Source organism: Bacillus luti (assembly GCF_001884105.1).
In the GTDB taxonomy this organism is placed as follows: domain Bacteria; phylum Bacillota; class Bacilli; order Bacillales; family Bacillaceae_G; genus Bacillus_A; species Bacillus_A luti.
This window is the reverse complement of the sequence record NZ_MACI01000034.1, coordinates 124,148-138,012: the sequence shown is the minus strand read 5'-3', so window position 1 is coordinate 138,012 and position 13,865 is coordinate 124,148. Positions and strand designations below refer to the sequence as shown.

Genomic DNA, 13,865 nt, shown 5'->3' with positions numbered 1-13,865 from the left:
AGTCCGATTGGTGAAGGCTAATAATCAGTGGGGGATGAAGAAAACCCCCACTGATTAAAGTTTCACTTTATATTGTTAGTTTTTGTTGGTAAGTCGATATATTCGAAAAAACGCTAATATAATTTCACTTACCAAGATGCAGCATCGTTTGTAAAACTATGTCGATAATAATCAGAAAAATTAGTCAAATTATTAGAGGACAATGTCTACTTATAGACGAAATGATAGATTTATGAAAGAGAAAAGGGGGAAAATGTTGGCATGTACATGACGATAGGGAGAATATTTGATTTATCTGTTGGTAAGTATCCGAATAAAGAGGCGTTAGTGGAACCGGAAAAAAATATTCGCTGGACATATAAACAGTGGGATGAACAAATAAATAAAACGGCGCACGCTCTATTAGAAGAAGGGGTAAGAAAGGGAGATTGTGTATCTGTTTACTTATATAATTGCCGTGAATTTGTAAACGTTTACTTAGCTTGTGCGAAAATTGGTGCGATCTTTAACCCGATTAATTTTCGCTTAAAGGCAAAAGAAGTATCTTATATCCTTCAGGACGCATCCTCAAAAGTAGTTGTCTTTGAAAAAGCAGTGGAGTCAACTGTTGCTATGATTGAACGAGATTTTCCAAGTTCGTCTTTTTGGTATGTAGAAGACGATACACCTTCCTATGCAAGCTCCTACCATGAAAAAGTAAATGCAGCATCTTCTGAAAAAGTAGATATTGCAATTGATGAAATGGATTATTGTTCTATGCTTTATACGAGTGGTACGACGGGGCATCCGAAAGGCGTGTTGCATCGTCATCGTGATATGGCGGAGCATAGTATGATTTGTACGTATTTCATAAAATATCATAGAGATAGTGTCGGGCTTGTAGTCGCACCTTTATATCATTGCGGTGAGTTAAACGCTGGAATCATCCCGCGCATTCAAGTTGGCGGAAAGAATGTTATTTTACATCATTTTGATACAGAAACAGTATTACATACGATTCAAGAAGAGAAGATTACAACGTTCTTTGCAGCACCGACGATGTGGAATATGTTACTGCAAAAAGATTTAGCAGAGTATGATTTAACGTCGATGAAGATCGGTGTTTATGGCGGGGCTGCGATGGCACCAGCGCTAGTGAAGGAATGTAAAGAACGTCTTTATATTGATCTTGTTCAAATATATGGAATGACAGAAATGGGGCCAGTTGTTGCATTTCTAGTAGAAGAGGATCAAATTACGAAAGCCGGTTCAGCAGGAACGCCATGTTTTAGTCATGAAATTCGTATTGTAAAACCGAATGAAGATGCACCGGCAGAACCAGATGATGTATTGCCACCTTATGAAGTAGGAGAAATTATTTTACGCGGCCCAACTATGATGGCTGGCTATCATAACCGTGAAGAAGCAAATGCAAAATCAATGTATAAAGGATGGTATCATTCTGGTGATTTAGGTTACTTCGATAAAGACGGCTATTTATTCGTTGCAGATCGCGTTGATGATATGGTGATTAGCGGTGGAGTTAATATTTATCCTCGTGAAATTGAAGATTTCCTTCATAGTCATCCTGGTGTATTAGATGTTGCAGTACTTGGTGAGCCAGATGAACTATGGGGAGAGCGTGTTGTTGCGGTCGTTGTGAAGAAAGATGAAACAATAACAGAAGCTGATTTAGAAACATATTGTAAAGAAAGTGATGAATTAGCAGATTATAAACGTCCGCGTCATTATTTATTTGTGGATGAACTTCCTCGCAATGCGAGTGGGAAATTACAAAAATTTGTACTGAGAGAGTCGTTGAAAGGCGCGAAAAAGTAAGTGATTGTCTAAAAAAACAAGGCTATCTTTCTTATTAAGGAAAGATAGCCTTGTTTTTTTAGAATGATCAAGTGAGGTAGTTTGATTAAAAAATAATATGTACATCCTATTTTAGTGTTGAGGCATTGAAATCATATTTTATGTCTTAAATAGAAGTGTTTTTGTAATTACGAAATATATTCATAGTTTAGTATGAGTGGAATAAATAAATTTGAGGGAGAGTGTTGTGGGGCATATTGGAAAAGAAAGATAGTTAATCATCAGATGACCTTATGGGTGAAATGGTCACTTGGTTTAAAAGGTTACTACTAACATAGTAACAAAAATAAGTTTAAATAGCTAGTCTTGTAATATATTTTTATAAGTATTAATATTTATTGTTGGCTGCCCAAAAAAAAGTATAGTGGAACGACATGATTTAGTAAGTGAATGATTAATGAATTGTGTTGTTTATCGCTTTACGTTGCGTGACTAATGGTCATTTGATGCTGCAAATAATCTAGTCGTAACTTTTTTCAAGGTGGTTAAAGAGAGAGAAGATGTAATAACAGAACAAAGTGATAATTAAAATTGGAGGCGTTATGAGTACATATTTAAAAAGAATATCTGTAATTTGTTTTATTTTTACTGTTATCATTGGGCAGGTTTTTCTGCCTATCATAGGGCATGCTCAAGAGTTAAACACGGCAGGGTTTGTTGATAGTTTTGCATTTGAAAAAACAAAATTAAATTATGGGGAAAAGACTAGTATACATGTAAACTTTAGTGAAAAACCTGGAAAGAAAATGAAGTCAGGGGACACATTAACGCTATCGCTTCCTCCAGAATTAATGGGCTATAGTGGCACGATTGCATTGAAGGATGAAGCAGGACGTGTTTTTGGTACGTGTCAGATTAATACAAATAATGTAGTTTGTACATTTAACGATACAGTAGAGAAGCTTGAAAATATTCGAGGGAACTTTAATTTCACTGTTCAAGGTACGAATGTAGAATCAGGAAAAACGAAAGATGTACAAACGAATTTAGGAACAAATTTAGAAAAACAAACGGTAAGTGTTACACACCCGAAAGGGGAAGGTACAGAACCGGGAATCTTTTTCTATAAAGCTGGTGATATTCAGCCAAACAAAAGTGATGAAGTACGTTGGTTTTTAAATTTCAATTTAAAGAAACAATATTTACATGACAATATTGTTTTGAAAGATACTTTACAAGAAGGACAAATGCTTAATAAAGATAGTTTTAATATAACTATTAATAGTAGAGAATATTTGTCTCTTGAGCAATTTCAACAGCGAGGATATGGAACTATAAAGTTTACGGGTGATAACTCATTTGAAGTTGTAATTTATAGACATATGGCGAACGCTACTTCATTTACCGTTTCCTATAAATCAACTATAACTGAGAGTGGAAAAAAGTTAAAATATTTACAGAATGACTATAAACTTGATTATCAAATTTTATATGAGAAACCTATTACTGAAACTAATAGTGCACAGGTTGAAAATATATCATTTGGCGGCGGAGCTGAAGGAGATTTACCTGCAAAAGGAACGCTGCAAATTGTTAAGCATATTGAAGGAAACGAAGGGAAAGTTATCCCAGGTGTTTCTTTTGAATTGTATACAGAGTCAGGACAGAAAATTGGCGATTCTTATACAACAAATGAAGAAGGAATAGTTGAAGCTCCGAATCTTACTCCAGGCAATTACTATGTGCAAGAAATTTCTGCCCCGAACTACGTAGAGTTTGATCCGAAAGCAAAAATTCCTTTCACAATTAAGAAGGATGATGTAAACGGAATAAAACTTATGATCCCAAATAAGTTAAAAACTACATCTGTTGTAGGAACGAAAACGTGGAAAGACGACAAAATAAACGATCGCCCAGAAAATATTAAAGTAGATTTACTGCAAAATGGTAAAGTCATTGCAACGAAAGAAGTTACTGCGGCAAATGGTTGGAAATATGAGTTTGAAAATTTAGCAGCAGTTGATAATGAAGGAAAAGCTTATAAGTATGAAGTGAAAGAACAACCTGTATCGGGATATCAGTCGAAAGTTAATGGATATGATATTACAAATATAAAGATCCATGAAGCAACAGAAGTAGAAGAGCAAGGTAAAGAAGAAACAATAGAAGAACTGGAAGAGTCAGTAAAACCGGAAGAACCAAAGGTGACAGAAGAGCCGAATAAGCCAGAAAAACCAGAGGTAACAGACAGACCGGAAATCTGGGTAAAACCAGAAGAAGAAAAGATTGAAGAAGAAACAACAGAAGAACTGGAAGAGTCAGTAAAACCGGAAGAACCAAAGGTGACAGAAGAACCGAATGTGTTAGAGAAACCAGAGGTAACAGACAAACCGGAAATCTGGGTAAAACCAGAGGAAGAAGAAATTGAAGAAGAAACAACAGAAGACTTGAAAGAGTTAGAAAAACCGGAAGCACCAAAGGTAACAGAAGAGCCGAATGAGCTTGAAAAACCAGAGGTAACAGACAAACCGGAAATTTGGGTAACACCAAAAGAAGAAGTAGTAGAAGAAGAAACAACAGAGGACTTGAAAGAGTTAGAAAAACCGGAAGCACCAAAGGTGACAGAAGAGCCGAATGAGCTTGAAAAACCAGAGGTGACAGATAAACCGGAAATTTGGGTAACACCAAAAGAAGAAGTGGTAGAAGAAGAAACAACAGAGGACTTGAAAGAGTTAGAAAAACCGGAAGCACCAAAGGTGACAGAAGAGCCGAATGAGCTTGAAAAACCAGAGGTAACAGACAAACCGGAAATTTGGGTAGCACCAAAAGAAGAAGTAGTAGAAGAAGAAACAACAGAAGACTTGAAAGAGTTAGAAAAACCGGAAGCACCAAAGGTGACAGAAGAGCCGAACGTGCTTGAAAAACCAGAGGTAACAGAAAAACCGGAAATTCATGTAGATCTAGAGGAAGAACAGATAGAAGAAGAAACAACAGAAGACTTGAAAGAGCTAGAGAAACCAGAAGAACCAAGGGTGACAGAAGAGCCGAACGTGCTTGAAAAACCAGAGGTAACAGAAAAACCGGAAATTCATGTAGATCTAGAGGAAGAACAGATAGAAGAAGAAACAACGGAAGATTTGAAAGAGCTAGAGAAGCCAGAAGCACCAAAGGTAACAGAAGAGCCGAATGAGCTTGAAAAACCAGAGGTAACGGAAAAACCGGAAATTCATGTGGATCTAGAGGAAGAACAGATAGAAGAAGAAACAACAGAAGAGTTGAAAGAGCTAGAGAAACCGGAAAAACCAAAGGTGACAGAAGAGCCGAATGAGCTTGAAAAACCAGAGGTAACGGAAAAACCGGAAGTTCGTGTAGATTTAGAGGAAGAACAGGTAGAAGAAGAAACAACAGAAGACTTAAAAGAGTTAGAAAAACCGGAAGAACCAAAGGTGACGGAAGAGCCGAATGAGCTTGAAAAACCAGAGGTAACGGAAAAACCGGAAGTTCGTGTAGATTTAGAGGAAGAACAGGTAGAAGAAGAAACAACGGAAGATTTAAAAGAGCTAGAGAAACCGGAAGAACCAAAGATAACAGAAGAGCCGAATGAGCTTGAAAAACCAGAGGTAACGGAAAAACCAGAAATTCGTGTAGATCTAGAGGAAGAAGAAGTAAAAGAAGAAACAACAGAAGATTTAAAAGAGCTAGAGAAACCGGAAGAACCAAAGGTGACAGAAGAACCGAATGTGTTAGAGAAGCCAGAGGTAACGGAAAAACCGGAAATTCGTGTAGATCTAGAGGAAGAAGAAAATAAAGAAGAAACAACAGAAGACTTAAAAGAGCTAGAGAAACCGGAAAAACCAAAGGTGACAGAAGAGCTGAACGTACTTGAAAAACCAGAAGTAAAAGAGCAACCGGGAGTTTCAAACAAACAAGATGTGCAAGATAAAGTAGAAGCACAAAATAAATCTGAAGTACCATCTAGTAAAGAGAATAATAAGCAATCAAAATCACTTCCTCAAACAGGAGGAGCATCAACTGAAGCTACTTCTACTATTGCAGGTATGTTCGCATTAATTATGGGTGCGTTGTTATTTAGACGCCCGAAAAAATAATGAATTTGAGAGTGTTAAGCTCTTGTGTTTTTAGAATAAGATGTAAAAAAAAGCGGAGACGATAGGTCTCCGCTTTTTTCTTTGTGCATGCAGCTGAACGTATTATTTACGTGAAAATCCTTCTTCATCAAGGTATTCTGCAGCTTCTGGATAAGAGTTGAATGTACCGTCTAAGTTTACACCAGCGTACACGTTCCACATGTCATCTTCTGATATAAGAGTTAGGATATGACCATCTTCGTTATGCCATTCTTCTTCTTTCGCAGGTTCTGCAGGTACTACGATTTCTTCTTGTGATAGTAGTTCAATTGATTGCTCGATTACTGAGCGTAATTCTTCTGCTGAGAACTCGCGGATGTTAATCATGCCTTTATCGTCCGTTTTGTAACCTTTAATGCCGCTCGCATATACAAATCCGTTTCCATTTGGGTGTAAGTGATATACAACGTTCTTTTTATCTAAACGACTTTCTTCAAAGTGAAAGTTTACACGTTTTAATGATACGTTCTTTCTTTCTAGTTCTGGGAAAGATTCAATAATTGATAATTTTTCTTCAAAAGTTAGCATAGTGCCTCCAAGTATATAGTAAAAGATTTAATTCGTTCATTATAGCATAGTTGCAATTGTTTCCAAAGATAAGGGGGAAACTTTTCATTGAATACGTTTACGTCACGATACTGTAAAAAGTGGGGTAACGAATATATCTTTTTAGGTGTACAATGGAAAATGGACTTTATAAGAAGGTGGTTTTTTTATGTTTCAAAAAATAGCAAAGGAATGTTTAGCAGGATTTACTGTTGCGATCGTTGCGTTGCCACTTGCTATTGCATTTGGTATTGCCGCGACAGGAACATCTGAAGGGGCGCTTGTCGGATTATACGGTGCGATTTTTGCTGGTTTATTCGCAGCGTTATTTGGCGGGACACCTGGACAAGTAACGGGGCCAACTGGACCGATTACGGTTATTGCGACAGGAGTTATTGCGACGCATGGGTTAGAGGCGAGTTTTATTGCCTTTATGATGGCAGGACTATTTCAAATTTTATTCGGTGTATGTAAGCTCGGTTCTTACGTTCGATATATTCCGTATCCTGTCGTTTCAGGATTTATGAACGGTATAGCATTGATCATTATTTTAGGTGAAATGAAACATGTGCAAAATAGTTTTTTACTCGTAGTATTAACGATTATTGTAATGATTGTTTCTGGAAAGTGGATTAAAGCAATTCCATCTAGTTTAGTTGCATTAGTCGGTGTGACTGCTTTGCTTCCTTTATTTTCTTCGTTACTTGAAGGGCTCACAGTGAAGTTACCGTTTATCGGAAATCTTTCACTAAATAAAGTAATTGAAAAGATTGGAACGATTCCAGAAGCGATGCCTACGCTTCATATTCCATCTTTAAGTGGAACAGGGATAGCGGAACTTATTTTACCAGCGCTTAGTATTGCTTTGTTAGGATCGATTGACTCGTTGTTAACATCGGTCGTAATGGATAATGTGACAGGTACACGTCATAAAAGTAATAAAGAGCTCGTTGGACAAGGTATCGGTAATATGATGAGCGGATTGTTTGGCGGATTAGCGGGTGCAGGTGCGACGGTACGATCTATCGTTAATATAAGAAGTGGCGGTAAAACGGCGCTTTCAGCATGTATGCATAGTGTTATATTATTTATTTTCATTATGGGACTTGGTTCGGTCGTACAATACATCCCGCTTGCTGTATTATCAGGTATTTTAATTTTAACTGGTATTGGAATGTTCGACTGGGAAAGTATGAAGAAAATGCATGTAGCGCCAAAAGGTGATGTTATTGTTATGCTCGTAACGATGATCGTTACAGTGAAGTTTGATTTAATGATTGCTGTTGCATTTGGTATTATTCTTTCTTTCATTATATATATGGTGAAATGTAAAGAACGTAAAACTTCTATTGTAAATGAAGGGGACGTGACGTATAAAATTAAAGGACCACTTTCTTTCTTATCGGTGGATCGTGTTTTTTATACTTTACAAGATGTGAAATCTCCAGTTATTTTACGTATGAAAGATGTACGTTATATAGATGTATCAGGAGCTATGGCATTATTAACTTTCATTGAGCAGTCTCGTAAAGCAGGGATGAGTGTGACGCTTGAACAGGTGCATCCGCATGTTGAAAAAACAATCGTGACGATGGCGAATGATGAGCAGAAGGAACAATTGCAATTTTTGAAAGCTGAAACAATATAGAGAAGGACCCTCACATGATAGAGTGTGAGGGTTTCTTATTATTCGCATATGCATGTATTGAATTCAAATATCTAGATGTTATACGTCTGTTGACAATTACTAAACTTAGCAGTATAGTAACATCTTAGATTGGCAGTATAATATCATAAAAAGTGTAAGAATTTTAAGATTTCTTTGCACTGAAAAGAAATCGTTTTAAGCTGGAGGGAATATTTGATGTACAAACAGTTACCACACGGAGTAAAAGTCGGCATTACACGTTCAATTGTTGCTTCTTTTGAGCAGTATATGAAGGAAATTGAATGGAACGAAGAAAAGTTTGATATGCAACAATTTGTTGAACAGTGGAAACAGTATTTATACACAAAATCAACTTGGATTAATAAAGTAGATGATGAGTTGAAAGGACATCCAGATTTCCATCAAGCGTTAGCAGTGAAAGTGAATGAAAAAATTAACGAGCTTATTAACGAAGAGCCGACTGAAGAACAATTAAAAATATTAAAAGATAACAAAATAAACAATATAGATGATTTTTGTAAGTTAGAGGCAGCGTATCATATTGAGTGCTTGTAGTTGAATTACATAAATAGATTTACATAGAAAAACACGTCGTATTCATAAAAGAGTACGACGTGTTTTTGATTCATTCGTTAGCGCATAATTACGATTGTTGCGGGATAAACGCTGTCCATTTAGATAAATCGATAGTTTCCTTTGACACTGAAGCAGCAGGGAATGTAAAGGTCCAAGGTTTAGTAGAATTGGCCTTGATTTGGAAATCTTTTAATGTAAATGTTTCTTCAGCAACGACGGCTCCAGAACAATCTGCGATATGCAATGGAAGTTGTTCAAGTGTTATATTTTGATTATAGCCATTACGAATTAAAATAGTTGCATTTAAATCTCCAGTTTCTTCTACAGCTGCGTTTAGCCCTAGCAAGTTAATCTCACCTTCTTCAGGTGGGGTAAGGTTAGCGACAATTTCTTGCAATTTCATGATTGCACTTTCAGATAGTCTTTCTTGCCATATAGGATCTAAATCTAATGAATGTTTTTCTTTTAATTCAAATACGAGTTGCCAGTTTTCTGTAGAGAGTGTTGCTTCAGTTATTGAATTTTCTTCAAAGACGAAAGTCCAAGGCATATTTACATTTGATGGAATTTCTTCTAAGAGTGACAAATCAAATGCTTGACGTGCACATGTTTCGCCATCTTTATTTAATAAGGATAGAGTAAAGGTTTCAAATTGAATTGGATGTTTTACACTGCTACGAATAAATGTAGTAATATAATACGCATTTTCATGCTTTTTACTTTCAATTCCAGCTAACGAAATTTGATTTTCTTGTAAGGTAGGTAAAGATTTATGTAAAAATTGATAAATGTATTTTTGCTCTTGTGAAACCTCATTCCAAGAAGGATGAAAGTATAAGTTCGGTTTTACGTTTTTTGTATTGTTGATGTCGCTCTCAACTCCTAATAATTGAGAACTCGAAATTACAGAGTCTTTACCTTTTTTTCTTGCCTTCTTTAAAAATGATAGCATGTAATTCACCTCGTTATATGTTTTGTGGAACATTTATATATCGTGCTAAATATAAAGCAACCTCTTTTTCAAAATGGCTGAATGTTTGTAAAAAGATTTCAAAACCTTCTTTTTGATAAAGACGCGCTGGATCCTCTTGTTGATATTGTCTTAAGCCAATACCTTCTTTTAAATGCTGCATTGCACTTAAATGGTTTGTCCAACCAGAATCAAGGAAGTGCAAGCTAACTTGACGTAATACTTGTTGTGCATCAGTATTTGTTTCTAAATCGTTCACACGCTCTATATAACTTGTAAGAGTATCTTTTAGTAGCTCTTGTAAGTCCTCAGCAGAATGGACGTTATTAGCAGATAATGCTGGAATTTCTTCGGTAGATAAAACTTCTTTTAAAGCTTCTACTAGTCTAGTGAAATCCCATTCTTCAGGAAGCATACCTTCTAATAAATGTTCTTTAGCAATAGTAGATATTGTATTTTTAATCATCGGAATGACAATCTCTATCATATCTACTTCTTCGTTTAAAAGGTTATTACGAAGTTTGTAGACTACATTTCGTTGATCGTTAATGACATCATCTAATTTCAAGTTATATTCACGCATTGAAAAATGACTACCCTCACAAATTAATTGTGTACGGTTGACTAAATCATAAATTTTAGTGTTTTGAATTAAACCGCTCTCATCAACTTTAAGTGATTTTGTATACTTTTCTACTTCTTCACCTGCGTAGCGTTGCATCATTTCATCTTCTAATGAAAGGAAGAATTGAGAACTTCCAGGGTCACCTTGTCGACCTGCTCGTCCTTTTAACTGATTATCAACGCGGCGAGATTCATGTCTTTCTGTTCCGATTACATGTAAGCCACCAAGTTCGTGGACACCTTTTTCTAATAAAATATCCGTCCCTCGTCCTGCCATATTTGTTGCAATTGTAATTTGCCCTTTTTTCCCAGCTAGAGCAATTAAATCAGCTTCTTGCTCAGCACTTTTTGCATTCAATAGTTGATAAGAAAGCTTTGCTTCATCTAAATAACGTGCAACAGTCTCTGATTGGAGGATTGACATCGTACCAATTAAAATAGGACGTTTTTTCTTATGTATGTTTAGTACTTCTGCACAGACAGCGTTATATTTAGCATCAGCTGTTACATATACGACGTCTTTTTTATCTTCACGAAGTATAGGGCGATTTGTTGGAATTGAAATAACTTCCATATTATATACACGGTTAAATTCTTTCTCTTCTGTTTTTGCTGTACCAGTCATACCAGATAATGCTGGATACATACGGAAGAAGTTTTGAATTGTAATAGATGCTTGCGTCTGGTTCTCATCTGTAATTGGTAAGCCTTCTTTCGCTTCAAGTGCTTGATGTAAACCATCACTTAAAGAGCGGCCATCCATAATACGTCCTGTAAAAATATCAACAAGCATAATTTTTTCGTCTTCGACAATATAATCTACATCACATTGGAAAGCGACATTTGCACGTAATGCTTGAATCATATAATGATATAAAGTTTGATGCTCTAAATCATATAAGTTATCAATATCAAATAAATCTTCAATTTTTGTAATGCCATCTTCTGTAAAGTTACATGCTTTTGTTTCCGCATCGTAAGTGTAGTGCAAAGTGTCTTGGAATGTGTTCATTACCTTCGCGCATAAATGATGAAAATCGGAGCTGCTCGCTTTTTTCCCCGCGATAATAAGTGGGGTTTTAGCCTCATCAATTAAAACGCTGTCAATCTCATCAATAATTGCAAAGTGATAGGGACGCTGTACTTGTTGTGCTCGAGATGATTCCATATTATCACGAAGATAATCGAAACCAAACTCAGTCCCAATTCCGTATGTAATATCAGCTTCATAAGCGCGTTTTTTATCGATAGATTCCATTTGCGCCATATTTAATCCAACTGTTAATCCAAGAAATTCATGAACTTGTCCAATTAATTCTTTATCACGCTTTGCTAAATAATCATTTACTGTAATAACGTGAACTCCTTTTTTCTCAAGAGCACGTACGTATGTAGGTAAAGAAGAAACAAGTGTTTTTCCTTCTCCTGTAGGCATTTCAGCGATGTTTCCTTCTAGTAATACAAGGCCACCGATTAACTGTACATCGTAGTGACGAAGACCAAGCACTCGTTTTGCAGCTTCTCGAACGACAGCAAATGCTTCTACTTTTATATCATCAACTGTTTTTCCGTTTTGTAACATGTTTTGAAAAACAATCGTTTTTTGGCGTAATTCATCATCTGATAATGTTTCCATCACAGATTCTAATTGATTAATGTCATTCACAATTTGTTCATAATTTTTAATCTTTCTTTTTTGTGAATCTCCCAATAATTTCTTGACCGAATTCAGCATTCTTGTAACACTCCTCTGACTGACAATAGATACATTATAGCATAGTTATACTAGAAAAAAGTAGAAATGGAAAGTGGTAGGGGATTGAGTGAAATCGTTTTTTTGAGTAAGTATACTTTCGTTTTGTTGTAAAAAAGAAAGTATTCAATATATAAGAAATTTGGTATGATAATTTAATGAGATAAAATACGGTCTCTATAATTTGTAATAATATGTTTGAGAATATATGTAAAAAAGAAAAGAGAAGGAACATGAATAAGAAATTTGTAAAAGGTGCGGCAATTTTAACAATTACAACTTTTCTGTCGAAATTGCTTGGTAGTTTTTTTCAAATTCCGTTACAAAATATTGCAGGAGATGAAGTGCTTGGTATATTTCGCCTTGTTTTTCCTGTATATATGATTGCTCTTACATTGTCAGTAGCGGGTGTTCCGCTAGCAATTTCAAAATTGATTGCAGAGTTAAACGGAAAGAATAAGAAAAAAGACATTGCGAAATTATTTAAATCGGCATCGATTATAGGAATGGCTTTCGGTGCATTTGGATGTTTGGTGATTGTATTATTCTCTACTGAAATTGCAAGTATGCTTGGTGGACAAGAAACGAGGGTTCCATTACTCGTTACGTCATCGGCGTTACTCATTGCACCATATATGGCAGTTTATCGTGGTTATTTCCAAGGGTTTGGTGATATGAAACCGACGGGGATATCACAAGTCATTGAGCAATTTGTACGAGTATTCTTTATGTTAATCATTGCTTATATATTAGTATATTGGAATAAAAGTAGTGCTGTCATTACTAGTGGGGCAATGGTTGGATCTTTTCTCGGAGTAATAAGTTCCCTTATATATTTACGTATAACGTACAATAAAAGTTCGTACCAATATAAGGAAAGCTCATATTCATTGCGAGATTTGAAAGAAGACGGAAAGAAAATATTGCAAGTATCTATTCCAATTGCTATTGGAGCTTTATCCATGCCGCTTTTAAATTTAGTAGATTCGCTTACAGTGCCACATGTACTGCAAGGGTCATCTGCAGAAATTCAAGCGCAATTTGGTATATATAGCCGAGGTTCTGCATTTACACAATTAATCGTTGTTTTCGCAAGTGCAATTGTGTTTCCGTTAATACCATTATTAACATCTGCGCTAACGAAAAGAGATATGAATTTAGCCAAAACGACAGTTCAAAATACGAACTCACTTATGCATGTGCTAACAGCCCCGTTAACGATATGGCTAATGGCATTAACAGTTCCATTAAATGTGGGATTGTTTACAGATGCGAAGGGAAGTAGTATGTTAGCTGTTATGATTGGTAGTTCGTATTTCACATCAGTTATGGTATTATCAATAGGAGTTTTACAAGGGATTAACCGTTCTGCACAAGCTGCGTGGATTGTTATCGGCGCAAGCTTTGTGAAAGGTTTATTAAACATAGTATTAACGAGAAAGTTCGGTATAGATGGAGCGGCGTATAGCACATTGATTATATATGTGTTAATCTGTATCGTAAATCATCTATACATTCGAAAATATCTCTCCTATTCCATTCGCATAGGAAGATTTTTTACTGTAATAGGAGTATCTTGTATTTTAGGATTAGGGCTCTATGAATTAACTACGGTGATAGACGTTACATCTTCAAGAATGATTGCGCTAGTGTATAGTGGTGTAGCATTTGTTATTGCAACAATTTTGTACGGGGTATGTGCTTTGAAGTTAAACTGGATATCAACAAAACAAATACCATTTTTGAAAAAATAGATAAAGAAAATTACGGAATTTGAGAATT

Annotated in this window: 8 protein-coding genes; 5 read left to right on the top strand and 3 right to left on the bottom strand. The window is 35.8% G+C overall.

The window, feature by feature from the left end; genetic code table 11:
- Positions 1 to 261: 261 nt before the first annotated feature.
- Both BAQ48_RS08850 and BAQ48_RS08845 read left to right on the top strand, forming a co-directional pair.
- Positions 262 to 1,818 carry a fatty acid--CoA ligase gene (locus tag BAQ48_RS08850; RefSeq protein WP_071710788.1) on the top strand — a complete coding sequence of 519 codons (1,557 nt, stop codon included), beginning with the start codon at positions 262 to 264 and terminating at the stop codon, positions 1,816 to 1,818.
- A 581-nt stretch (positions 1,819 to 2,399) separates the two neighbouring features.
- Complete coding sequence (locus BAQ48_RS08845; protein WP_116758493.1) at positions 2,400 to 5,906, top strand: Cna B-type domain-containing protein; 3,507 nt, start codon at positions 2,400 to 2,402, stop codon at positions 5,904 to 5,906.
- Between the two features lie 102 nt (positions 5,907 to 6,008).
- On the opposite strand, the gene BAQ48_RS08840 is transcribed toward BAQ48_RS08845, so the two are convergent.
- Positions 6,009 to 6,473, bottom strand: a complete 465-nt coding sequence (locus BAQ48_RS08840; RefSeq protein WP_002170575.1) for a hypothetical protein — start codon at positions 6,471 to 6,473, stop codon at positions 6,009 to 6,011.
- Between the two features lie 187 nt (positions 6,474 to 6,660).
- On the opposite strand from BAQ48_RS08840, the gene BAQ48_RS08835 reads away from it, so the two are divergent.
- Both BAQ48_RS08835 and BAQ48_RS08830 read left to right on the top strand, forming a co-directional pair.
- Positions 6,661 to 8,139 (top strand): SulP family inorganic anion transporter, encoded by a 1,479-nt coding sequence (locus BAQ48_RS08835; RefSeq protein WP_071710787.1) that lies wholly within the window; start codon positions 6,661 to 6,663, stop codon positions 8,137 to 8,139.
- A gap of 216 nt (positions 8,140 to 8,355) precedes the next feature.
- Entirely contained in the window at positions 8,356 to 8,715 is a 360-nt protein-coding gene (locus BAQ48_RS08830) for a hypothetical protein (protein WP_071710786.1), read from the top strand.
- Positions 8,716 to 8,803: 88 nt separating this feature from the next.
- Here BAQ48_RS08830 and BAQ48_RS08825 read toward each other — a convergent pair whose 3' ends face one another.
- Both BAQ48_RS08825 and secA2 read right to left on the bottom strand, forming a co-directional pair.
- On the bottom strand, positions 8,804 to 9,688 hold the full coding sequence (locus BAQ48_RS08825) for an accessory Sec system S-layer assembly protein (RefSeq protein ID WP_071710785.1): 885 nt from the start codon (positions 9,686 to 9,688) through the stop codon (positions 8,804 to 8,806).
- A 13-nt stretch (positions 9,689 to 9,701) separates the two neighbouring features.
- Positions 9,702 to 12,065 carry an accessory Sec system translocase SecA2 gene (gene secA2 / locus BAQ48_RS08820; RefSeq protein WP_071710784.1) on the bottom strand — a complete coding sequence of 788 codons (2,364 nt, stop codon included), beginning with the start codon at positions 12,063 to 12,065 and terminating at the stop codon, positions 9,702 to 9,704.
- A gap of 251 nt (positions 12,066 to 12,316) precedes the next feature.
- On the opposite strand from secA2, the gene BAQ48_RS08815 reads away from it, so the two are divergent.
- Positions 12,317 to 13,837 (top strand): putative polysaccharide biosynthesis protein, encoded by a 1,521-nt coding sequence (locus tag BAQ48_RS08815; RefSeq protein WP_071710783.1) that lies wholly within the window; start codon positions 12,317 to 12,319, stop codon positions 13,835 to 13,837.
- Positions 13,838 to 13,865: the final 28 nt, after the last annotated feature.

Coding starts and splice junctions, on each gene's coding strand:
- BAQ48_RS08830 (WP_071710786.1), top strand. CDS start 8,356: ATGTACAAACAGTTACCACACGGAGTAAAAGTCGGCATTACACGTTCA.
- BAQ48_RS08825 (WP_071710785.1), bottom strand. CDS start 9,688: ATGCTATCATTTTTAAAGAAGGCAAGAAAAAAAGGTAAAGACTCTGTA.
- BAQ48_RS08840 (WP_002170575.1), bottom strand. CDS start 6,473: ATGCTAACTTTTGAAGAAAAATTATCAATTATTGAATCTTTCCCAGAA.
- BAQ48_RS08850 (WP_071710788.1), top strand. CDS start 262: ATGTACATGACGATAGGGAGAATATTTGATTTATCTGTTGGTAAGTAT.
- BAQ48_RS08835 (WP_071710787.1), top strand. CDS start 6,661: ATGTTTCAAAAAATAGCAAAGGAATGTTTAGCAGGATTTACTGTTGCG.
- BAQ48_RS08845 (WP_116758493.1), top strand. CDS start 2,400: ATGAGTACATATTTAAAAAGAATATCTGTAATTTGTTTTATTTTTACT.
- secA2 (WP_071710784.1), bottom strand. CDS start 12,065: ATGCTGAATTCGGTCAAGAAATTATTGGGAGATTCACAAAAAAGAAAG.
- BAQ48_RS08815 (WP_071710783.1), top strand. CDS start 12,317: ATGAATAAGAAATTTGTAAAAGGTGCGGCAATTTTAACAATTACAACT.